This window comes from Vibrio pacinii DSM 19139 (assembly GCF_000711795.1).
Lineage (GTDB): Bacteria > Pseudomonadota > Gammaproteobacteria > Enterobacterales > Vibrionaceae > Vibrio > Vibrio pacinii.
The window spans coordinates 109,586-130,129 of the sequence record NZ_JONH01000014.1 but is presented as its reverse complement, the minus strand read 5'-3'; the positions used below and the strand labels follow the sequence as shown (position 1 = coordinate 130,129).

Here is a 20,544-nt window from a genome sequence, read left to right as displayed (position 1 = left end):
TCAATGTTGTCGTTTCCGCTCGACTTGCATGTGTTAGGCCTGCCGCCAGCGTTCAATCTGAGCCATGATCAAACTCTTCAATTTAAGTTTTTTCGGCTCAATGAATACTGACTTCAAAACTGCGCTTACTCGAAAGTAAACGGTAATTTTAAAGCTATTATCATTCCAACAGAATGATAATGAATTGACTGTGCCAAATAGCTACACGTAGCTATTCGTATTGGTCACTCAGTTCATTGAACCCAATGTGTTTCCGAAGAAACGGTCATTGCCTAAGCAATAACCTATTGGATTATCATCAACGAGTGCCCACACAGATTGATAGGTTTATATTGTTAAAGAGCGTTCTTCTTTGTGACTTACGTCACTTCGTAAGAGGCGGCCATTCTAGCGAAATAATCTTTAGTGTCAAACACTTTTTTGCTTTTTATTTCACTTTTAAAAAGTGAAGGCAAATAACTATTTCGTTTCTTTCTGACCTGTCTGACTGGCTTTAAACTCTTATGAGCCCTTGCCCTGTCGACGAGGAGGGATTATAGAGATCACGCTCACATTGGCAAGCGTTATTTTGAAAAAATTGCAAAAATAGCGTTTAAACGCTGACTTTTCGCTCAAAGCCTTATTTATCCAACTTTACCCCAACAAAGCGAACATAATACCCACAGAGTTATCCACAATTGCTATTTTTCAGGCAAAAGAAAAGGCCGCATTGCGACCTTTCTTCTTATATATAGGAGAGCGGATTAGATACCTGAACCGTCCTGTTCATTAGACTCTTCGTGCAGTCCACACTCTCTTTTTAAGCCAAAGAAACGTGTTTCTTCCTCGCTCATGCCTGGCTGCCACTTTTTGGTTGTATGAGTATCCCCAACTGAAAGGTACCCCTCATCCCAAAGAGGATGATAAGACAAACCATGTTGCTCTAGATAGTAATGCACATCCTTATTAACCCAATCGATCACTGGCAGAAACTTAAACACACCATTTTGGATAGATAAAATCGGCAAGCTAGCTCGTGATTTAGATTGCTCGCGACGTAACCCCGAAAACCAAGTCCCTACTTCTAGTTCATCCAAGGCTCGGCGCATTGGCTCGACTTTGTTTATCTTATTGTATTTCTCAATACCCTCTATACCTTGGTCCCATAGTTTGCCGTAGCGCGCTTCTTGCCAATTGGCACTTTCTTTAGATCGATACACTTTAAGGTTTAGGGTCAGTTGTTCACTTAATTGGTCAATGAAACGATAAGTCTCGGGAAATAAATACCCAGTATCCGTCAAGATAATCGGTATGTCAGGTCGCTGCTGAGTGACTAAATGGAGCATAACCGCAGCTTGAATACCAAAACTAGATGAGACCGCAAATTCACCCTCTAAGTTCTCTAACGCCCAAGCAACCCTTTGTTGCGCCGTAAGCTGCTCTAACTCAACATTGATTTGAGCAAGACGAATCACTTGTTCCGTCTTGGTCAATGTAAGCAGCTCACCTAACTTCGGTTTAGAAGCCACTGAATCAAGCATATAAATCCCTCTTAGAAACTTTGACTTCTTGGATAATTCCAGCACGAATCATGAAATCACCAAACCCTTCACTTGCTTCACGCTCTTTTGCCCAGCGACCAACTAGCAGGTCGATCTCTTCAAGGATCTGTTTATCAGTAATGTTCTCTTTATACATCTTCGGTATACGAGTACCCGCTCTATTGCCGCCTAAGTGTAGGTTGTAACGACCTGGCGCTTTACCCACCAGACCAATTTCTGCCAACATCGCACGACCACAACCATTCGGACAACCAGTCACACGTAAAATGATATTGTCTTCTTCAGGCAATCCATGCTTTGCCAGTATACCTTCGACATCGGTGACGAAACCCGGTAAGAAGCGTTCTGCCTCTGCCATTGCAAGTGGGCAGGTTGGAAAGGCCACACACGCCATTGAGCTTTTACGTTGCTCACTAACAGAATCGTCGATTAAGCCATGTTGACGAGCAATCTTTTCGATTGTCGCTTTGTCCTTTTTGGCTACACCAGCAACAATCAAGTTTTGGTTGGCCGTCATGCGGAAATCGCCTTTATGAATTTTGGCAATTTCAGCAACACCAGTCTTAAGCGGTTTGCCCGGATAATCGAGTAAGCGACCATTTTCAATAAAGAGTGCTAAGTGGTGTTTACCATCGATACCTTCGACCCAACCAATGCGATCGCCACGGTCAGTAAATTCGTATGGTCGGCTGTCAGCAAACTTCACGCCCGCGCGTTTTTCTACTTCCGCTTTAAAGACATCAATACCGACACGATCTAGCGTGTACTTGGTTTTGGCATTCTTACGATTTGAACGGTTACCCCAATCGCGCTGAGTCGTCACTACTGCTGCTGCGACCTCGAGTGTTTTCTCTAGCGGGACAAATCCAAAGTCATCTGCACGACGCGCGTAGGTAGAGGTATCACCGTGCGTCATTGCAAGTCCCCCACCAACCAGTACGTTAAAGCCCACCAGCTTACCGTTATCACCAATTGCGACAAAGTTGAGATCGTTCGCGTGCACATCAACATCATTTTGTGGCGGGATCACCACGGTGGTTTTAAATTTACGTGGTAAGTAAGTACTGCCTAAAATTGGCTCATCATCTTCCGTCGTTTCGACCTTTTCGCCATCTAACCAAATTTCAGCATACGCTTTGGTTTTAGGTAGCAGGTGCTCACTGATTTTCTTAGCCCACTCGTACGCTTCTTGATGAAGTTCAGATTCAATCGGGTTAGTGGTACATAATACGTTACGGTTTACGTCTCCAGCGGTGGCAATTGAATCAATACCAATACTGTTAAGCGTTTGATGCATTAACTTGATATTAGGTTTTAGCACACCGTGAAACTGAAAGGTTTGGCGTGTAGTCAGGCGAATACTGCCATAAAGCGAATGCTCAGTAGCAAACTTATCAATCGCCAGCCACTGCTTCGGCGTAATGACTCCACCCGGCATACGGGCACGCAACATCACATTGTGTAATGGTTCGAGTTTTTGCTTAGTTCGTTCGTTGCGAATATCACGGTCATCTTGCTGATACATGCCATGGAAACGAATCAACTGGAAGTTATCTGCAGTAAATCCACCCGTGATACGGTCTTGCAAATCTTGCTCTATGGTACCGCGCAGAAAATTACTTTGAGTTTTAAGACGCTCATTATCAGAAAGTGGCCCTAGCTCTTCGCCTAATACAACTTGGTTCTTGTTTTCAGTAGCAGCACTCATTAGTAAACATCCCTTTGATAACGTTTCGCTTTACGTAGTTCATTAATAAATTCTTCCGCGTCATCGCGAGAAAGCTGGCCTTGTTGCTCAACAACATGCACCAAAGCTTCATGTACATCTTTCGCCATGCGTGTTGCATCGCCACACACATAGATGTAGGCGCCTTGTTGAATCCACTGCCACACTTGCTGTGCATTTTCTAAGATACGATGTTGAACGTAGACCTTTTCTCCTTGGTCGCGACTAAAGGCGACATCCAAACGGTTCAATACCCCGGACTTGAGGTACTTTTGCCACTCGACTTGATAAAGAAAGTCTTGAGTAAAGGTGCGGTCACCAAAGAACAACCAGTTCTTGCCTTGTGCATCGCGATTATCGCGCTCTTGAATAAAGCTGCGGAAAGGCGCGATACCTGTACCTGGGCCGATCATGATCACAGGCGTATTGTCGTCTTGAGGTAGCTTAAAATTATTGTTGTTCTCAACGAACACTTTGACTTCACCGCCCTCTTCTAAGCGGTGAGAGAGATAGCTTGATGCGCCACCAAAGCGTTTTTCATCACCCTGATCGTATTCCACCAAACCAACTGTCAGGTGCACTTCGTCATCGACTTCCGTTTGACTTGAGGCAATAGAATATAGACGAGGCGTTAAACGACGTAATAAGCTAACCAACTCATCGGCAGATAGTTTGGTCTTTTTCTCCGCGAGCACATCGACGACTTGAGTGTTACTCGCATACTCACGCAGCTTATCTTTATCTTCCACCAGCTTGAGCAGTTTTTTGCTTGCTGACAGCTCAGCGAATTTTGTTACCAGTTGCGGATTGGCAGAAGTAATCTCAAATTTGTTAACCAAAGCACTGTGAATAGAAAGGCTTTCACCGTCTACCTCAACGCTTTCGACGCCAGACAGTCCCACTTTAGCGAGAATGGCATTCGCCAACTGAGAGCTATTTTCAAACCACACCCCAAGAGCGTCACCCGGTTGATAAGAGAGTCCTGAACCTTCAAGATCAATCTCAATATGACGAACGTCTTTACCTGAATCTCGACCCGTGATCTTTTGGCTCGTCAACAAAGTTGCCGTATACGGGTTTTGCTTATTATAGAGAGAATGGCCTGCAACAGCCTGACCGACAGGTAACTGCACGATGTCAGCCTCAGAGCCCGAAGCGAGTGCTTGCTTGACAGTATCTAACGCTTTGCTGCGCCATTCAGAGACGGATGCGTCGTAATCGACATCACAGTCGATACGGTCAATAAAAGGTGTCGCGCCCAATTTAGCCAGGAAGGCATCAAAGTCTTTACCCGTTTGGCAAAAGAACTCGTAGCTTGAATCACCTAACCCAATCACACCATATTGAAGATTGACTAACTTAGGGGCTTTCTTCGATTGAAGAAACTCGTGTAATTCAATCGCATTATCTGGCGCTTCACCTTCACCATTGGTTGAGGCAACGATAATAACGTGGGTTTCTTTCGCTAAGTTTTTACCTTTGTAGTCACTGGCATCAAACAACTCAGCGGTGATACCTAGCGCTCTGGCTTCTTGCTCTAGCGCTTCAGCAACGCCTTTAGCATTGCCAGTCTGGGAAGCGTATATAATTGATAACTTACCCGCAGGCTTAGCCGCTACTGCAGCCACAGTTTGACTAACTGAGCCTGAAGCCGCCGCGGTTTGTGTTTGTGATAATCCCCAGAAGTAGCCACTTACCCATGCTAACTGCTGAGGAGATAGATCGGTCATACTCTGCTGCAAAGCGCTCAACTGCATATCATTGAGCGGAGCAGCGATAGATGGTAGTTCTTGTGGCGTGTTTCCTTGAGAGGACACGTTCTTGTTTAAAGACATGGTCTCGACATCCCTATTCATTGCGTGATGATAGATTAACCACTCTCTTTAATAACAAGAAAGAATAGAAGTGAATGTTTTATAACTTTTTGAATTAAAGAACGGAGAAAAAAACCGCAGAAGACACTATTTCGCTTCGACACGAACTTGTTTAAAGCCCACCGCCATCGCTGATTTAGACGCAAGATCAAGGTCCAAATAATGACACTCTTCTCCGTTAGAATCGGTTAATAGCACAAAACCACCACGCGCGTGACGAAATTCAACAATCCAATGCCCTTCCTGTGCGGAAGGCTCGATGATGGCCTCAACTAACTGTTGTTCTCGATATAAGTTTCTTAATTCAGTAATAGTCATGAGATTCCTTTCTCGAGCTGATAGACGTTCCCTTACTAAGCATGGCTAAACACGGAAAAAGTGCTAAATGAAAATCGACCGATATAACAAATAGATATAAAAAAACGCCGCATTATATTGCGACGTTTCTGTTATCAAACAATTGAACCAGTTAAAAGGCGAACTCAGCACCAGCAAAAAAGCCATTGGCAAACACGAAAGGGCCACCAATGGTGTTAGGAAATGCTTCAGATTCCAAGTCAATGACTCGATAGCCACCACGAATCGCTAGCGTATTACTGCCTAACGGTAGACGATATTGCACACCCGCCATCAAGTCGGTGCTCTTGATGCCGCTACTGTCACCAAAATTCATTTCACCAATAATATCGACATTCGTATTGGGGACAGTTAACTCTGCATAGCCATACCAAGCCCAAATGGTTTTATCAAACGTCGCACGAGCGCCATCTTCTGGATTGAGGTATTTAGTATTGGCCAAATCACTGAACGTAAGACCAGCATCAAAGTGCATTAAATCATGCTCTAACACGCGGTAGTAAAGAGTCAGATCTAACTTATCGAACGCAGTGTAATCTGCATCTACTTTAGAGTAACGAATACGTGCGTCCGGCGCATAACGAACATCATGCTCAATTGCCACAAAGACGCTACCTGTCGTATCTGCTTTTTTCCTCACACCATTCACTTTAGTATCTGGTAACCACACTTCAGCGCCGACTTTGGTTGTTAAAGATGACTCTGCATAAGCTGATGCCGAGACAATAGCCGCTAAAGCAATGGTGGTTTTTAAACCCATCAGATAGATTCTCCAAGTAGTGTATCAGCGCCGCAAACCCCGCGACGCTAAAGACGGATAGATACGATTTGGTCACAATTCTATCATAGTCATTACGTTAGCTCGTACGTTTTTATCTACCTTGATTGGGCAACATGGTTCTTGAAAAACCAAATACCGATAGCGATAACAATCAACCACGGCAACAACTTGAGTGCCACACTGAGCATTCCGAGTAGCACCATCACAACTAGAGAAAATGCAACGCCAGCAATCACGGTCACCATGGTAACCCCTGTTACTAACAAGGTTGCGCCAAATACCAATATAAAGATCAATTCAAACATATGATTCTCCTTTGTTTGATTAACTTATATCAGGATATGTGCCAACTTAGAGGAATCTTCAAGATACTGAAAAGTAACAATAAAAAAAGAGCACTAACAAAAGGTGCTCTTAATAACCATTCTGAGTGGTCAAAAATACTCACTACGTAGGTATTTTTTACACATCTAACTGTTGCGGGATCTTCGCCAGTGCCGTTTGAACCACTTCAATACCCGACCCCGGTTTGTGTGCGTTTTCACTAATGTAACGACGCCATTGGCGCGCACCCGGCATGTTTTGGAACAGTCCCAACATATGGCGAGTAATGTGGCCAAGATAAGCACCTTGAGTCAGTTGTTGTTCGATGTATGGATACATCTCTTCCACCACTTGGCGGCGCTTCTTGACGGGTTTATCTAAGCCAAAGATCAACTGATCCACTTCCGATAAGATGTATGGATTTTGATATGCTTCACGGCCAACCATAACACCATCTAAATGCTCTAAGTGCGCTTGAGTATCGGCTAATGTTTTCACGCCGCCATTGACCGCAATCGTCAGGTGAGAGAAGTCTTTCTTCAACTGATAGGCACGCGGATAATCCAACGGCGGAATTTCGCGGTTCTCTTTCGGGCTTAGTCCGGATAACCACGCTTTACGCGCATGAATCGTAAACTGATCGCAACCACCCTGTTCTGAAACGATAGAAACAAAGTCAGTTAAAAACTCGTAGGAGTCTTGGTCATCAATACCAATACGGGTTTTAACCGTCACCGGCACATCAACCACTTCACGCATCGCAGCAACGCACTCCGCCACCAGTTTAGGGTCTGCCATCAAGCATGCACCAAAGCGACCATTTTGCACTCGGTCAGACGGGCAACCGACATTAAGGTTAATTTCGTCGTAACCACGTTCAGCGGCAAGTTTGGCACAGGTTGCCAAGTCTTGAGGGTTTGAACCACCAAGCTGCAACGCCACGGGATGCTCTTCTTGGTTATAAGCGAGAAAATCACCTTTACCGTGGATGATCGCACCGGTTGTGACCATCTCGGTATACAACAAAGTTTCGCTGGTCAGCAAGCGATGAAAGTATCGACAATGACGGTCGGTCCAATCGAGCATCGGGGCAATGGAAAAGCGCTGCATCGGAAATGGTTGTTTAGATTCAGTGTTAGACACCAAGCTACCTCTACACAGTCAGTACCGCTCGTTAAAATTTATATAGCGTGCGCGGTATCAAAAAATAATCGCGCGATTATACACCGCAATAGTGAAAGATTCAGGACAAATCTCGCCCACATCGACGCTTGAGGCTTAATGGCTCTTTTACTGTTTAACTAAACTTAAGGACTAGATAGCATCTGTTGCGATGCTTTAGAGCGCAGGTTTCGCGATGAGATACGTGTAATCCATGCTTGTTGGTATCGTTTTGATTGTAGATAAGGTAACTTATGGCTCTTCAACCGACTTAGGTATGTCGATTGCATACAGAGTAACATACTGACGCGGTTGTCAGAATTTGCCTACCGAGCGACGATAAACCTCGATAAATGGTATATTATTAGAAATGTCCAATGGTAACGGTGACAAGTTTGGATCAACAGTTAGTAAAACAAGTTGAAGAGATATGCACAACAAGAGGGGTTAGGTTAACCACTCAGCGCAAACGAGTATTTGAACTTATTTGTGCTAGCCCTAAAGCCTCAAGTGCCTATGAACTGTTGGAAGAGCTCAAGTTGAGTGAACCTCAAGCAAAACCGCCAACCGTGTATCGCGCTTTGGACTTTTTGCTTGAGCAAGGTTTTATTCACAGAGTGGAGTCAACCAACAGTTATATCCAGTGTGGCTCTTGTAACGCACACAAACATTATTCGCACTTGCTGATTTGTGATAAATGCAGCAACGTTATTGAACTACAAGATGATAGTTTGATAGCCTTACTAGCAGAAAATGCTCAAGCTCATGGCTTTACACCCAATAATCATGTAATTGAATCACATGGTATTTGCCAGTCCTGTTCGACTGAAATGAAATAAAGATATAGAAGAAGATTATGCGCGCTGAATTTGTAAACCCGTTTTTAGCTTCATTGATGAACGTATTAAAAACGATGGCCTCACTGGAATTGAAGCCACAGAAGCCTCGTGTGAAGAAAGATGAAATTGCACGCGGTGACGTATCAGGTTTAATAGGGATGGTTGGCACTCAAAGCCGCGGCTCTATGTCTATTACATTTGATGAAAGTCTGGCATTGGAAATCATGCAAAACATGCTGGGTGAAAGACCTAACGGTTTGAATGATGAAGTGACCGACATGGTGGGCGAAATCACCAATATGGTGACAGGCGGAGCCAAACGAATCCTTGCAGAAAGTGGTTTTGATTTTGATATGGCCACACCTGTAGTGGTATCAGGTAAAGGCCACACGATTCGTCATAAATGTGAAGGTTCGATTATTATCATGCCTTTCACTTCTCAATGGGGTAACGCCTTCATCGAGATCTGTTTCGAGTAAACTCGAACCAGACACTAAAAACGCTTCCAATGGAAGCGTTTTTGCGTTTTAGGCGATGACGCTTCTCTCGCGGAGCACTTGCAGACAATCTTCCACCAGCGCATCAATCGACTTTTCTCCCGCTAGCAAGTCAATCTCTGGATTAAGTGGCGCTTGATATTCTGAGTCAATGCCAGTGAAGTTAGTGATCTCGCCTGAACGGGCTTTCTTATACAAACCTTTCGGGTCGCGCTGTTCGCACACCGCTAATGAGGTGTTAACGAACACTTCCATAAACTCATCGTCAGCCAGCATGTCACGCACCATCTGTCGTTCGTTGCGATGTGGTGAGATAAACGCAGATAGCACAATTAAGCCCGCATCAGCCATCAACTTAGCTAGCTCTCCGATACGGCGAATATTCTCTCGTCGGTCTTGCTCGGAAAACCCTAAGTCACTGCATAGACCATGGCGCACATTGTCACCATCAAGCAGGTAAGTATGATGGCCAAGCTCGGCTAAACGCGCTTCAAGTGCGCCGGCTATGGTGGATTTCCCCGCCCCAGATAAGCCAGTAAACCACAGCACGACTGGTTTTTGCTGTTTTAAGCCAGCACGAAAGTTTTTATCGATAGCGTGCTGATGCCACACGATGTTTTCATCTTTGCTTGGCGTTTCCGCAGTCATAGTTCAGTCCTTTTAAAACGGGAAAAAGAGTGGAATTAGCGTCAACACCAAAGCGGAGTAAACGATAGAAATGGGAATTCCAACTCGAACATAATCGGTTAATGTGTAATTGCCAACGCTGTACACCAGCAGATTGGTTTGATAGCCATAAGGCGAAATAAAGCTAGCACTAGCACCAAACAACACAGCCATAATAAAAGGCATAGGATCAACGCCATACCCTAGCGCCATACTATAGCCAATAGGGAACGCAAGTGCCGCGGCGGCATTATTGGTGACAAGCTCGGTCAAAATCAAGGTGAGCAGGTAAGTGGCAACCAAGGCGCCAAAGACCCCCCAGCCGTTAAACGCTTCGATAAACATTTGTCCTAAACTGACCGACAGACCAGACGACAACATTAATTGAGCAATCGACAGTGCTGAGCCGACAATAACGACGATATCCACCGGAAAACGACGACGCAGTTCACCAAGTTGAATCACTCCGCACAGCAGTGCCGCAAGTAAAAATACCGACAAGCCTTTAATCAGCGGAACAAATTCAAGCAGTGCTAAGGCAATCACCACCGAAAAGCCCGTCAATACTAGAGCCGATTTAGTGGTATCAAGGCGAGCGCTCGAATCTAGGTCGTTAATTTGCACAAACTCTTTACGATGCGCTTGGCGCTCTTGCTCAAAGCGTTTACCCGGCACGACGACTAAAGTATCTCCCGCATTGAGGGTGATATTGCCAAGGCCACCTTGCAAACGTTCATGACCTCGGCGAATCGCAACAACAACGGCATCAAAACGATCGCGAAAATGGCTCGACTTTAAAGTCTTATTACAGAAACTTGCCGATGAGCTGACCACCACTTCGACAAACCCTTGACCATTAAGATGGTGCTGACCAAATAAGGTTAAGCCTTGGATCTCTTGGAGAGTCGCGACGCTTTCAATATCACCACAAAACAGTAAGCGATCGCGCGCTTGCAAGACAAAGTCTGGGTCAACCGACGGGAGTGATTGTCCATCACGCACCACTTCAGCTAAAAAGAGCTTACGCAGCGCACGCAGATTGTTTTCGCTAATGCTGCGCCCCACCAGAGGCGACCCCGGTTCAACTCGAGCTTCAAGAAAGTAAGGCAAATCATCTTGGCTATTATCGTCGTAATTAGGCAGCAGGTAGCTCAGTGGAATCAAAACCAACAGCCCACCAAACAGTACCGACAGACCGATCATCGTCGGAGCAAAAAAACCCAAACTCGGCAGTCCAGCATCTTCAACAAAACTATTGATGATCAAGTTGGTTGAGGTGCCGATCAACGTTAGCGTGCCACCTAAGATCGCCGCATATGAGAGCGGGATCAATAAGCGCGATGGCGCATGTTGTTGATTACGTTTGATGGCGCCAATCAATGACACCACAACCGCGGTATTGTTTGTAAATGAAGACAGTAACGCCGTCGAGAGACCTAATTTCGCGACCGCAATCCCTAAACAACCGTTCGACAATGATCGGCTTACCCAACTGATCAAGCGGGTTTTCTCTAACGCGGCTGACGCTAAGATCAGCAGCACCAAGGTCAATAACGACGAGTTAGTGAAGTTAGTGGCAACATCACCCAGCTCAATCATCCCGGCAAGAAAAGCGATAAACGCCGCGCCTGCAAAAATAAAACTGGGTTTGATTCGCGTGGTCAATAAGCAAGTCACGATCCCCAGTAACATTGCCAATACTAAACCTTGTTGCCACATATACTTCCCTATCGCCTTCGCGGACTATTTCAGTAGCTGGCTAATATCTTTGCTTTCCCAGTGTGGGAAATGTTTGCGCACTAGGGCATTGAGCTCTAGTTCAAACGCCGAGATATCTGTCGCTTTTTGTTCAACCTGAGACAGACTTTCACGTACTAGCCCAGCGCCAACCGTCACATTAGTTAAGCGATCGATAATGATAAAGCCGCCCGTGTCTTGGCAAGCCAAGTAGTCATCTAGAGCCACAGATTCGGTTAGCGTCCACTCACACAGACCAATACCATTAAGTGGCAGCTCGGCTGCGCTATGTGTCGAGAGGTTGTTAATATCGTACTGGTGGCGAATCGCTTCCACTCGACCAACCGTCTTCTTACCGGCTAACTTGATGTCATACTCACGGCCAGGTTGCAGTGGTTGCTCAGTCATCCATACCACATCCGCAAGTAGATGATTACTTGACTCAACACTGGCATTTTCAAGCACAATCAAATCACCGCGACTGATATCAATTTCATCTTCGAGTGTCAGCGTCACCGCAAGGCCAGCTTGGGCTTGGTCAAGGTCACCATCAAAAGTAACAATTCGCGCCACTTTTGATGCTTTGCCAGAAGGTAAGGCTTTAACCGCATCACCGACTTTGACACTGCCTGACGCAATCGTGCCAGCAAAGCCACGGAAATCGAGATTTGGTCGATTAACGTATTGCACAGGGAAGCGGAAATCACCGACTTTTTTCTCGTAGTCGACATCAATGTTTTCTAAGATCTCTAACAAAGGCGGCCCTTCAAACCAGCTCATGTTCGAGCTTGGTTCGACGACGTTATCCCCTTCTAGCGCTGACAATGGCAAGATCTGAATGTTGATCTCTCCATGAAGGTTTTTTGAGAACTCAAGATACTCATCGCGAATCTGTTCAAAACGGCTTTGTGAGTAGTCGACCAAATCCATCTTGTTGACCGCAACCACAAAGTGCTTCAGACCAAGCAAGTTCGAGATGAAGGAGTGACGACGCGTTTGATCGAGCACACCTTTACGGGCATCAATTAAGATCACAGCCAGATCACAGGTAGACGCACCTGTTGCCATATTACGCGTGTACTGCTCATGCCCTGGAGTATCCGCAATAATAAACTTACGCTTTTGGGTCGAGAAGTAACGGTACGCCACATCAATGGTGATACCCTGTTCGCGTTCAGCCTGTAGTCCATCAACCAGCAGTGCTAAATCAGGACGCTCCCCAGTCGTACCAACACGCTGGCTATCATTGTGAACCGCCGCTAACTGATCTTCATAAATCTGTTTTGAGTCATGTAATAAACGACCAATTAGAGTACTTTTACCATCATCAACCGAGCCACAAGTTAAGAATCTAAGCATTGACTTGTACTGGTGCTGTGTGAGGTATCCTTCGATACCAAGCTCTTCAAGTTGAGCTTCAACTGCGCTATTCATTTTCTTTCCTTAGATCTATAGGCCAATGGCCCTAAAAGTAACCTTGACGCTTTTTCAGCTCCATCGATCCTGACTGATCGTGGTCGATCGCTCGCCCTTGACGTTCACTCGATGTTGCGACCAACATCTCTTCGATGATGCCGGTTAACGTGTTCGCTTCAGATTCAATCGCTCCAGTGAGTGGATAACAGCCCAAGGTACGAAAACGTACGCTCTTATGTTCGATCTGCTCACCCGGTTCGAGTTTCATACGTTCATCATCAACCATGATCAACATCCCATCGCGCTCAACCACTGGACGAGTGTCCGACAGATAAAGCGGAACAATTTCAATATTTTCTAGGTAGATGTATTGCCAGATATCAAGCTCAGTCCAATTCGACAGAGGGAAAACTCGGATGCTCTCACCCTTGTTGATCTGACCGTTATAGGTGCGCCATAGCTCCGGTCGTTGGTTTTTCGGATCCCAGGTATGGTTCTTGTCGCGAAATGAGTAGACACGCTCTTTGGCGCGAGACTTCTCTTCATCACGTCGCGCACCACCAAAGGCAGCATCAAACCCATACTTGTTTAGCGCCTGCTTTAAGCCTTGCGTTTTCATGATGTCAGTGTGCTTTGATGAACCATGAGTAAACGGGCTACACCCCATCGCAAGACCTTCTGGGTTCTTATGCACCAAAAGCTCAAAGCCATATTTTTTGGCGGTACGATCGCGAAATTCGATCATCTCTTTGAACTTCCAATCGGTATCGACATGAAGTAGTGGGAATGGAATCTTGCCTGGGTAAAAAGCTTTACGCGCCAAATGAAGCATGACCGATGAGTCTTTACCGATCGAGTACATCATCACAGGATTATCAAACTCGGCGGCCACTTCACGAATAATGTGAATACTCTCCGCTTCGAGTTGCTTTAAATGGGTTAAACGTTCTTGGTCCATGTTAGTTGCTTCCTTTACAGCTCTATGAGCCTGTGGCTAATCTAAATAATGGCGTGAGTTAGGCTGACTGACGCTGCTTGGGATTCACGTGCGGCTGTGGCTCAAACCAAGCCAATTTATCCGACAGTGATACCACTTCACCAATCACAATCAGTGACGGTGATTGAGCGTCTTTGGCAAGGTCAGCGAGTTGAGATAACTGACCTTTAAACACTTTTTGTTGGCGCTGGGTGCCGCGCTCAATGATCGCGATCGGTGTATCGACTCGGCGACCGTGCGCAATCAACTGGCTTTGAATATATTCCGACTTCATCAAGCCCATGTAGATCACCAGTGTTTGCTGACCACGAGCGAGGGTTGTCCAATCCATTTGATCGCTTTCGGCTTTAAGGTGACCAGTAATGAACATCGCTGATTGGGCGTAATCACGATGAGTGAGTGGAATACCAGCGTAAGCGGTCGCCCCTGCCGCTGCGGTAATTCCTGGCACAACATGAAAAGAGACGCCGGCTTCAGCCAAGACTTCTAACTCTTCACCGCCGCGACCAAAGATAAACGGATCGCCACCCTTGATACGCACGACTCGATAGCCCTGTAGAGCAAAATCGAGCAGCAGTTGATTGGTTTTTTCTTGAGGGACACTATGGTGGCCAGCGCGCTTACCCACACAAACTAAAATGCTATCGCTTGGCACCAACGACATGATCTCATCAGCAACGAGATAGTCATAAAGCACCACGTCAGCTTGCTGGAGGAAACGCATCGCTTTAATGGTCAGCAATTCGATATCACCCGGGCCTGCACCAACCAGCGCCACTTCGCCTTTAGCCAGCACACTCGCGCCAATGGCGTTAAAGTCGGTTTGATTGCTACGTTGTGCACGCTGATTACTCACAGGAAATTGAGAAATCGTATCCTTGCTCGCCATAATGTCATCCTTCATCGTTTATGTTGGCATTATGGCGCCCTTGACATATTACCTGAAATTCTAAAATTTCATTTTTTATACCTTTTTATGATAAGGGAAAGTCATCACGATTTTCTCGCTGAGCGTTTTTGAGAGATTATCGACAGATCAGTTCATGCCCGGCGCTTCACGTCACACTTTATCGCTGAGTGAAATCATTGTTTCATCAAGTTTTGTTACATTATGCAGCGTCTAACTAAACGCTATCGGAGCTCAAAATGAAAGTAGCAGTGAAACCTCTGTCTCTTGCCATCCTCGGCGCAATGCTGACCATGGCTGGTCCTGCAATGGCAGATACGATCAAACTTCGTATTGTCGAAACGACTGATATTCACACCAACGTAATGGATTACGACTACTACAAAGACAAACCATCGCAAAAAATCGGTCTTACTCGCGCCGCAACACTCGTCAAGCAAGCTCGTGCTGAAGTAGAAAACAGTGTCTTGGTTGATAACGGTGACTTGGTTCAAGGCAGCCCAATGGGAGACTACATCGCAGCAAAAGGCATCAAAGCTGGCGAAGTTCACCCAGTCTACAAAGCGATGAACCAATTGAGCTACGACGTCGGTAACATCGGTAACCACGAATTTAATTACGGTTTAGAGTTCCTCGCAGAAACCCTTAATGACGCAGATTTCCCATACGTCAATGCCAACGTATTCGATAAAAAAACCGGCGAGCACTACTTCAAGCCTTACATGATCAAGTCACACACCTTCAAAGACGTTGACGGTGCTGAGCACGAAATCAAAGTGGGTTACATCGGCTTTGTACCACCACAGATCATGGTTTGGGATAAGAAAAATCTCGAAGGCAAAGTGTTTGCAAAAGACATCAAAGAGACGGCTGAAGAACTTGTCCCTCAGATGAAAAAAGAGGGGGCGGACGTTATCGTCGCGATCCCACACTCTGGAGTCGCTTCTGAACCACATAAAGTGGGTGCCGAGAACTCAACCTACTACCTAGCAGAAGTCGATGGCATCGATGCGATTGCTTTTGGTCATTCCCACGCGGTGTTCCCGGGGAAAGGCTTTGATAATATCCAAGGCGTCGACAACCAAGCAGGCACTATCAATGGCGTCGCGGCAGTCATGCCTGGTCGCTGGGGTAGTCACGTTGGTGTGATTGATCTTGAGCTTAAAGAGCAAGACGGCAAATGGACAGTGGTTAAGAGCCAATCGCAAGCACGCCCAATCTTTGATAAAGCCACCAAGAAACCGCTAGTTGACGCCGATGCGGAGATGGTAAAAGTACTTGAAGCAGACCACAAAGGCACGCGTGATTTTGTTAATCAACCGATTGGTAAAGCCAACGATGTGATGTACAGCTTCTTGGCCTTGGTGCAAGATGATCCAACGGTTCAGATCGTTAACTTAGCGCAAAAAGATTATGTCGAGCGCTTTATTCAGGGTGATCCTGACTTGGCCGATATCCCAGTGCTCTCCGCCGCCGCACCATTTAAAGCGGGCGGTCGTAAGAATGATCCAGGTAACTTTACCGAAGTTGAGTCTGGTCAGTTAACTTTCCGCAACGCTGCCGATCTTTACCTCTACCCGAACACGCTTGTGGCGATGAAGGTAACGGGTAAAGAAGTCAAAGAGTGGTTGGAATGCACCGCAGGTCAGTTCAAACAGATTGACGTGAACAGCAGCGCACCTCAACAACTGATTGATTGGGATGGTTTCCGTACGTACAACTTTGATGTTATCGATGGAGTCAACTATCAGATTGATGTCACTAAGCCTGCTAAGTACGATGGTAACTGTAAAGTCATCAACCAAGATGCCGAGCGTATTGTTGATCTGACTTACCAAGGTAAACCTATCGATATCAAGCAAGACTTCATTATTGCAACCAACAACTACCGCGCTTACAGCAACAAGTTCCCAGGAACTGGCTCTGACTTTGTCGCGTTCGACTCACCAGATGAAAACCGCTCCGTTATCGCAGCTTACATTAGTCGTGTTAGCCAAGAGAAAGGCCAAGTCACACCAAGTGCGGATAACAATTGGTCATTTGCACCGATCCAATCAGATAAGGCTCTCGATATTCGCTTTGAAACCTCACCGAGCGACAAAGCAGCACAATTTATCGAGCAAAAAGGCCAATATCCAATGAAGCGCGTCGCCACTGACGATGTCGGCTTTGCGGTCTACCAAATTGACTTACAAAAATAGTCTTTAAGTACGCCAAAAGCCGCGACTCTGTTCGCGGCTTTTTTATCTTTCTGCTGGCATAAAATCGGTTAGAATCAGTTCACCTTCCTCCAATCAGACTGCAACCATGTTAGACGGCTTTAAGCAGCAACTCTCAGAATACGGTTTTAACTCATGTGAAATAAACCAACTGTGCCAATCTGCCCAGCTTATTGAGCTCCCCACTCGCCACATTTTGCTTCATCAGGGACAAATGGCCCAAGAGATCTATTTCTTACTTGATGGAATTTGTCACTCCGCTTACCTGACCGAGAAAGGCAAAGAGTTCAGCAAAGAGTTCTATTGGGAAAACGATTGGATAATTGGTTTCGAAAGCTTAATCAAACAGCAGCCCTCCCCCTATTTACTTGAGTCTTTAACGCCCTGCTCGATGATCGCTTTACCACTTGAAACGTTACGAATTTGGCGCGCTGAAAAACAGAGCCTTTATCTTAAGTTACTCGAAACTCAATTAATGCATAAAGAGAACAAAGAACGCTTTATGTTGCTTTACAGTCCAGAGGAACGTTATGCACTGTTTTGTCAGCACTTTCCTCATCTACTCACTCGGCTCAATGACTATCAAATTGCCGCTTACTTGGGAATTACATCGATCAGCTTGAGTCGTATCAAAAAGCGCGCTCAAAGTTAACAATTGTTAATGTCGAACTTGAAGTGAGTTGCTACATTCGCGCTAAACACAGCAGTAAGGCAAAGCAAACATGATCGATTGGCAACTCATTCCTTTTTCACAGCTTGACACCACTCAGCTCTATCAGCTGCTAAAACTCAGGGTCGATGTTTTCGTCGTTGAGCAGACGTGCGCCTACCCTGAGCTTGATGATAAAGATCATCAAGCAGGGGTTTACCATCTTCTTGGCTACCAAAATCAACAATTAGTCGCATGTGCGCGTTTACTACCTAAAGGCGTTAGTTACCCTAGCAGCAGTATTGGTCGTGTCGCGACACTGGCGAGCAAACGCGGCGGCGGTTTAGGTCACCAACTCATCAAACAAGCCATCGCAAGCTGCCAAACACTGTGGCCAAATGAGAGCATTGAAATCGGCGCACAACAACACCTCGCTAACTTTTATCAACGGCATGGTTTTGTCCAAACGTCACAGATGTACCTTGAAGATGATATCCCCCACATCGACATGAAGCTTGAGAAATAGCGTGGTTGCCTCAGCGACTTATAGCGCCATTCTGCTATTGGTGGTGGGAAACTTGGCTGCATCACTGTCAGATGTAGCCGTTAAGTTGCTTGATGGCCAAGTCTCTACGTTTCAATATGTGTTTCTGCGCCAATTGATTTCCACAGCAGTGATTTTTCCTTTGTGGTGGCGACAAACACCAAGCAACAAGCGACTGCATAGCCCCAAACTTAATCTATTCCGCGCCCACCTGATCATCATCGGTAGCGCTTGTATGGTGGTGGCGATTACTCATCTAACGTTAGCGACCGCCAATGCAGTGTTCTATGCAGCGCCGCTATTGATGTTGCCGTTGGCCGTATTGCTACTGGATGAAAAAACGTCGCTAAAACGCTGGGTCGCCTCCATCTTTGGCTTTATCGGTGTGATTGTGGTCTTGCGTCCTTCAGAGTTCCATTGGGCCGCCCTATTTGCTTTGGGCACAACGCTGACGCTAGCACTGTTTAACCTGACCGCACGTAAACTACCCAGCGATCAGGGCGTGATCAGTACCCTTTTCTGGACATCGCTACTTTCATTGCCTGTGTCAGCCCTGCTGGCTTTTATCTATTGGACACCGATTTCACTCACTCATTTGACACTTATCGTCGCCAGTGCGAGCTTAATATTAGTTTACAACGGTCTGGCTGTAATGGCTTATCGAAAGGCGCCTGCTGGCCAGATTGCGATAGCAGAAAACTCAGGGCTAATCTTCATCGTGTTATTTGGCGTGATTGGGTTTGATGAGATTCCAGACTGGATGACGGCACTAGGGATAACAATGATCATTCTCCCCCTAATGCCTTGGCAATTTCTGCGTTACTTGCTGCGACCAAAACCGCCGTCTGACAAGCGGAAAAACATCACTGACTGATTGTTTTTTTCAAGCTGCAGAATATCGAGCTGACCATCATCCGCCAACTTAAATCGCACCAGCTGGCCTTGTTTGATGTAGCTTAACGGTTTATCAGAACCTTCAACTTTAACCAGTGCGTTTAAGTCTGCCATTGCTAATCCATTACTACGGAAAACCTGCGCTAAGGTATCGCCATTTTGCACTTGATACTCTTTCCACGTATCAGCTGAAGCCTGTGACTTTTTTTGATCACTGTTTTGCTCGCTCAAACTGCGGGTGTTGATATCCACATTGACACGCTGAGTCGCTAATGGCTCAGGAGAATTACTGGCAGCACCAGGTGTAGGTGCAGGAATTATCAGTAAAATAACCAATATCGGTATCAGAACCATTAATGCACGCTGATGAAGTTTTGGTAGTGTCTGCCACTTCTCTATGACACGCTGCTTGGTAGTTGACCAGTCAACTGAGTTGAGCTTTGCCTTTACCATCTCAACGTAATCCACTTTCTGTTGTCTGTTCTTCTTTCTGCGGTTCATCGCACCTTGTCTCCAAATGGGCGTTGTTCTAAGTATAAAAACCAAGCCGCTATCAGTATAGGAATTTTATTGATTGATAGTGATAGCGCGGTCAAATTTGGCCGAAACATGGTTAAAAAGAGAGACGGATCTCAGCCTGTAACACCCCACTCGAATGCCCAACGACCATTTCATCATAAGCCCATAACTGGTATCCTTGACACTTTATACACCATAAATAGAGAGACACCATGTCTGAAGTAAAATTTGACACTGTAGAGCAAAAAGCAAGCTACGGTATCGGTCTACAAATGGGTCAGCAACTGGCTGGTTCTGGTCTAGAAGGTCTTAACGTTGACGCTATCGCAGCAGGTATCGCAACCGCACTTGTTGGTGAACAGCCAGCAATTGAAGTGGATGAAATCAACGCTGCACTTCAAGAACTTCACACTCGTATGGAATCATCACGTCAAGAAGCCGCTAAAGTTGCAGCAGCTGACGGTGAAGCGTTCCTAAAAGACAATGCTCTACGTCCAGAAGTAACGGTTCTTGAGTCTGGCCTACAGTACGAAATGATCACTGAAGGTACTGGTGAAATCCCAACTTCAGACAAGCAAGTTCGCGTTCACTACCACGGCGAACTAACAGACGGCACTGTATTCGACAGCTCTGTTTCACGTGGTCAACCTGCTGAGTTCCCTGTAACAGGTGTTATCAAAGGTTGGGTTGAAGCACTTCAACTAATGCCTGTAGGTTCTAAATGGAAACTCTACATCCCGCAAGATCTTGCTTACGGTGAGCGCGGCGCAGGTGCAGCAATCCCTCCATTTGCAGCTCTTGTTTTCGAAGTAGAGCTACTAGACATTCTTTAATTTACTGATTAATTAAAGCAATAATCAACGGCGATACTTTTGTATCGCCGTTTTTTGTCTATG

19 protein-coding genes, 1 rRNA gene and 1 pseudogene are annotated in these 20,544 nt (G+C 45.8%); 7 read left to right on the top strand and 14 right to left on the bottom strand.

Annotation, left to right across the window (positions count from 1 at the left end):
* The 8 genes from BS19_RS10710 to dusA form a co-directional block, all read right to left on the bottom strand.
* Positions 1 to 84 (bottom strand): 16S ribosomal RNA (locus BS19_RS10710); the annotation flags it as partial.
* Positions 85 to 743: 659 nt separating this feature from the next.
* Positions 744 to 1,520 carry a phosphoadenylyl-sulfate reductase gene (locus tag BS19_RS10705; protein WP_038175225.1) on the bottom strand — a complete coding sequence of 259 codons (777 nt, stop codon included), beginning with the start codon at positions 1,518 to 1,520 and terminating at the stop codon, positions 744 to 746.
* The gene (gene cysI, locus BS19_RS10700) at positions 1,513 to 3,249 is read right to left on the bottom strand and encodes an assimilatory sulfite reductase (NADPH) hemoprotein subunit (RefSeq protein WP_038175223.1); all 1,737 of its coding nucleotides are present in this window, start codon (positions 3,247 to 3,249) and stop codon (positions 1,513 to 1,515) included. The genes BS19_RS10705 and cysI overlap by 8 nt, the downstream gene beginning before the upstream one ends.
* Entirely contained in the window at positions 3,249 to 5,102 is a 1,854-nt protein-coding gene (locus BS19_RS10695; protein WP_038175222.1) for an assimilatory sulfite reductase (NADPH) flavoprotein subunit, read from the bottom strand. Before BS19_RS10695 ends, cysI begins: the two co-directional genes overlap by 1 nt.
* Before the next feature lie 126 nt (positions 5,103 to 5,228).
* Positions 5,229 to 5,459 (bottom strand): hypothetical protein, encoded by a 231-nt coding sequence (locus BS19_RS10690; protein WP_038175219.1) that lies wholly within the window; start codon positions 5,457 to 5,459, stop codon positions 5,229 to 5,231.
* Between the two features lie 151 nt (positions 5,460 to 5,610).
* Positions 5,611 to 6,258 (bottom strand): TIGR04219 family outer membrane beta-barrel protein, encoded by a 648-nt coding sequence (locus tag BS19_RS10685; RefSeq protein WP_038175218.1) that lies wholly within the window; start codon positions 6,256 to 6,258, stop codon positions 5,611 to 5,613.
* Between the two features lie 116 nt (positions 6,259 to 6,374).
* Positions 6,375 to 6,584 carry an envelope stress response protein PspG gene (gene pspG / locus BS19_RS10680; protein ID WP_038175216.1) on the bottom strand — a complete coding sequence of 70 codons (210 nt, stop codon included), beginning with the start codon at positions 6,582 to 6,584 and terminating at the stop codon, positions 6,375 to 6,377.
* A gap of 157 nt (positions 6,585 to 6,741) precedes the next feature.
* On the bottom strand, positions 6,742 to 7,746 hold the full coding sequence (dusA, locus tag BS19_RS10675) for a tRNA dihydrouridine(20/20a) synthase DusA (RefSeq protein WP_281170131.1): 1,005 nt from the start codon (positions 7,744 to 7,746) through the stop codon (positions 6,742 to 6,744).
* A 395-nt stretch (positions 7,747 to 8,141) separates the two neighbouring features.
* Between dusA and zur the strand changes: the two genes are divergently transcribed.
* A complete protein-coding gene (zur, locus tag BS19_RS10670; RefSeq protein WP_038175214.1) occupies positions 8,142 to 8,603 on the top strand; it encodes a zinc uptake transcriptional repressor Zur in 462 nt (153 codons plus the stop codon).
* A gap of 17 nt (positions 8,604 to 8,620) precedes the next feature.
* Positions 8,621 to 9,082, top strand: a complete 462-nt coding sequence (locus tag BS19_RS10665) for a chemotaxis protein CheX (RefSeq protein WP_004748296.1) — start codon at positions 8,621 to 8,623, stop codon at positions 9,080 to 9,082.
* 48 nt (positions 9,083 to 9,130) lie between these two features.
* Here the strand turns inward: BS19_RS10665 and cysC are convergent, their stop codons facing one another.
* From cysC to cobA, 5 genes and pseudogenes are all read right to left on the bottom strand, one after another.
* On the bottom strand, positions 9,131 to 9,748 hold the full coding sequence (gene cysC, locus BS19_RS10660) for an adenylyl-sulfate kinase (protein WP_038175212.1): 618 nt from the start codon (positions 9,746 to 9,748) through the stop codon (positions 9,131 to 9,133).
* Between the two features lie 12 nt (positions 9,749 to 9,760).
* Entirely contained in the window at positions 9,761 to 11,485 is a 1,725-nt protein-coding gene (locus BS19_RS10655) for an SLC13 family permease (RefSeq protein ID WP_038175211.1), read from the bottom strand.
* Between the two features lie 24 nt (positions 11,486 to 11,509).
* Positions 11,510 to 12,937: a sulfate adenylyltransferase subunit CysN gene (cysN, locus tag BS19_RS10650; protein ID WP_038175208.1), complete on the bottom strand. Its 1,428-nt coding sequence runs from the start codon at positions 12,935 to 12,937 to the stop codon at positions 11,510 to 11,512.
* A 31-nt stretch (positions 12,938 to 12,968) separates the two neighbouring features.
* Positions 12,969 to 13,892 (bottom strand): annotated as a pseudogene (gene cysD / locus BS19_RS10645) (sulfate adenylyltransferase subunit CysD); the annotation flags it as partial.
* Positions 13,893 to 13,935: 43 nt separating this feature from the next.
* Entirely contained in the window at positions 13,936 to 14,805 is an 870-nt protein-coding gene (gene cobA / locus BS19_RS10640) for a uroporphyrinogen-III C-methyltransferase (RefSeq protein WP_038175206.1), read from the bottom strand.
* 257 nt (positions 14,806 to 15,062) lie between these two features.
* Between cobA and cpdB the strand changes: the two genes are divergently transcribed.
* The 4 genes from cpdB to BS19_RS10620 all read left to right on the top strand — a co-directional run bounded on the left by cpdB (position 15,063) and on the right by BS19_RS10620 (position 19,109).
* Positions 15,063 to 17,024, top strand: a complete 1,962-nt coding sequence (gene cpdB, locus BS19_RS10635; protein WP_038175204.1) for a 2',3'-cyclic-nucleotide 2'-phosphodiesterase — start codon at positions 15,063 to 15,065, stop codon at positions 17,022 to 17,024.
* A 106-nt stretch (positions 17,025 to 17,130) separates the two neighbouring features.
* Positions 17,131 to 17,694, top strand: a complete 564-nt coding sequence (locus BS19_RS10630) for a Crp/Fnr family transcriptional regulator (protein WP_038175203.1) — start codon at positions 17,131 to 17,133, stop codon at positions 17,692 to 17,694.
* A gap of 70 nt (positions 17,695 to 17,764) precedes the next feature.
* On the top strand, positions 17,765 to 18,217 hold the full coding sequence (locus BS19_RS10625; RefSeq protein WP_038175201.1) for a GNAT family N-acetyltransferase: 453 nt from the start codon (positions 17,765 to 17,767) through the stop codon (positions 18,215 to 18,217).
* Entirely contained in the window at positions 18,207 to 19,109 is a 903-nt protein-coding gene (locus BS19_RS10620) for a DMT family transporter (RefSeq protein WP_245609275.1), read from the top strand. Before BS19_RS10625 ends, BS19_RS10620 begins: the two co-directional genes overlap by 11 nt.
* Here BS19_RS10620 and BS19_RS10615 read toward each other — a convergent pair.
* Positions 19,055 to 19,630, bottom strand: coding sequence for a LysM-like peptidoglycan-binding domain-containing protein (locus BS19_RS10615; protein ID WP_038175198.1), 576 nt, complete (start codon positions 19,628 to 19,630; stop codon positions 19,055 to 19,057). The genes BS19_RS10620 and BS19_RS10615 overlap by 55 nt on opposite strands.
* Positions 19,631 to 19,860: 230 nt before the next feature.
* On the opposite strand from BS19_RS10615, the gene bamJ reads away from it, so the two are divergent.
* Positions 19,861 to 20,481 (top strand): BamJ family beta-barrel-assembly machinery protein, encoded by a 621-nt coding sequence (gene bamJ / locus BS19_RS10610; protein WP_038175196.1) that lies wholly within the window; start codon positions 19,861 to 19,863, stop codon positions 20,479 to 20,481.
* Positions 20,482 to 20,544 lie beyond the last annotated feature (63 nt).

What these genes read in the sequence shown, in the direction of transcription:
- BS19_RS10690 (WP_038175219.1), bottom strand. Translation starts at nt 5,459, where the DNA reads ATGACTATTACTGAATTAAGAAACTTATATCGAGAACAACAGTTAGTT.
- BS19_RS10695 (WP_038175222.1), bottom strand. Translation starts at nt 5,102, where the DNA reads ATGTCTTTAAACAAGAACGTGTCCTCTCAAGGAAACACGCCACAAGAA.
- BS19_RS10625 (WP_038175201.1), top strand. Translation starts at nt 17,765, where the DNA reads ATGATCGATTGGCAACTCATTCCTTTTTCACAGCTTGACACCACTCAG.
- bamJ (WP_038175196.1), top strand. Translation starts at nt 19,861, where the DNA reads ATGTCTGAAGTAAAATTTGACACTGTAGAGCAAAAAGCAAGCTACGGT.
- cpdB (WP_038175204.1), top strand. Translation starts at nt 15,063, where the DNA reads ATGAAAGTAGCAGTGAAACCTCTGTCTCTTGCCATCCTCGGCGCAATG.
- cysC (WP_038175212.1), bottom strand. Translation starts at nt 9,748, where the DNA reads ATGACTGCGGAAACGCCAAGCAAAGATGAAAACATCGTGTGGCATCAG.
- zur (WP_038175214.1), top strand. Translation starts at nt 8,142, where the DNA reads ATGGTAACGGTGACAAGTTTGGATCAACAGTTAGTAAAACAAGTTGAA.
- BS19_RS10630 (WP_038175203.1), top strand. Translation starts at nt 17,131, where the DNA reads ATGTTAGACGGCTTTAAGCAGCAACTCTCAGAATACGGTTTTAACTCA.
- BS19_RS10705 (WP_038175225.1), bottom strand. Translation starts at nt 1,520, where the DNA reads ATGCTTGATTCAGTGGCTTCTAAACCGAAGTTAGGTGAGCTGCTTACA.
- BS19_RS10655 (WP_038175211.1), bottom strand. Translation starts at nt 11,485, where the DNA reads ATGTGGCAACAAGGTTTAGTATTGGCAATGTTACTGGGGATCGTGACT.
- BS19_RS10665 (WP_004748296.1), top strand. Translation starts at nt 8,621, where the DNA reads ATGCGCGCTGAATTTGTAAACCCGTTTTTAGCTTCATTGATGAACGTA.
- cysI (WP_038175223.1), bottom strand. Translation starts at nt 3,249, where the DNA reads ATGAGTGCTGCTACTGAAAACAAGAACCAAGTTGTATTAGGCGAAGAG.
- pspG (WP_038175216.1), bottom strand. Translation starts at nt 6,584, where the DNA reads ATGTTTGAATTGATCTTTATATTGGTATTTGGCGCAACCTTGTTAGTA.
- BS19_RS10615 (WP_038175198.1), bottom strand. Translation starts at nt 19,630, where the DNA reads ATGAACCGCAGAAAGAAGAACAGACAACAGAAAGTGGATTACGTTGAG.
- BS19_RS10685 (WP_038175218.1), bottom strand. Translation starts at nt 6,258, where the DNA reads ATGGGTTTAAAAACCACCATTGCTTTAGCGGCTATTGTCTCGGCATCA.
- cysN (WP_038175208.1), bottom strand. Translation starts at nt 12,937, where the DNA reads ATGAATAGCGCAGTTGAAGCTCAACTTGAAGAGCTTGGTATCGAAGGA.
- cobA (WP_038175206.1), bottom strand. Translation starts at nt 14,805, where the DNA reads ATGGCGAGCAAGGATACGATTTCTCAATTTCCTGTGAGTAATCAGCGT.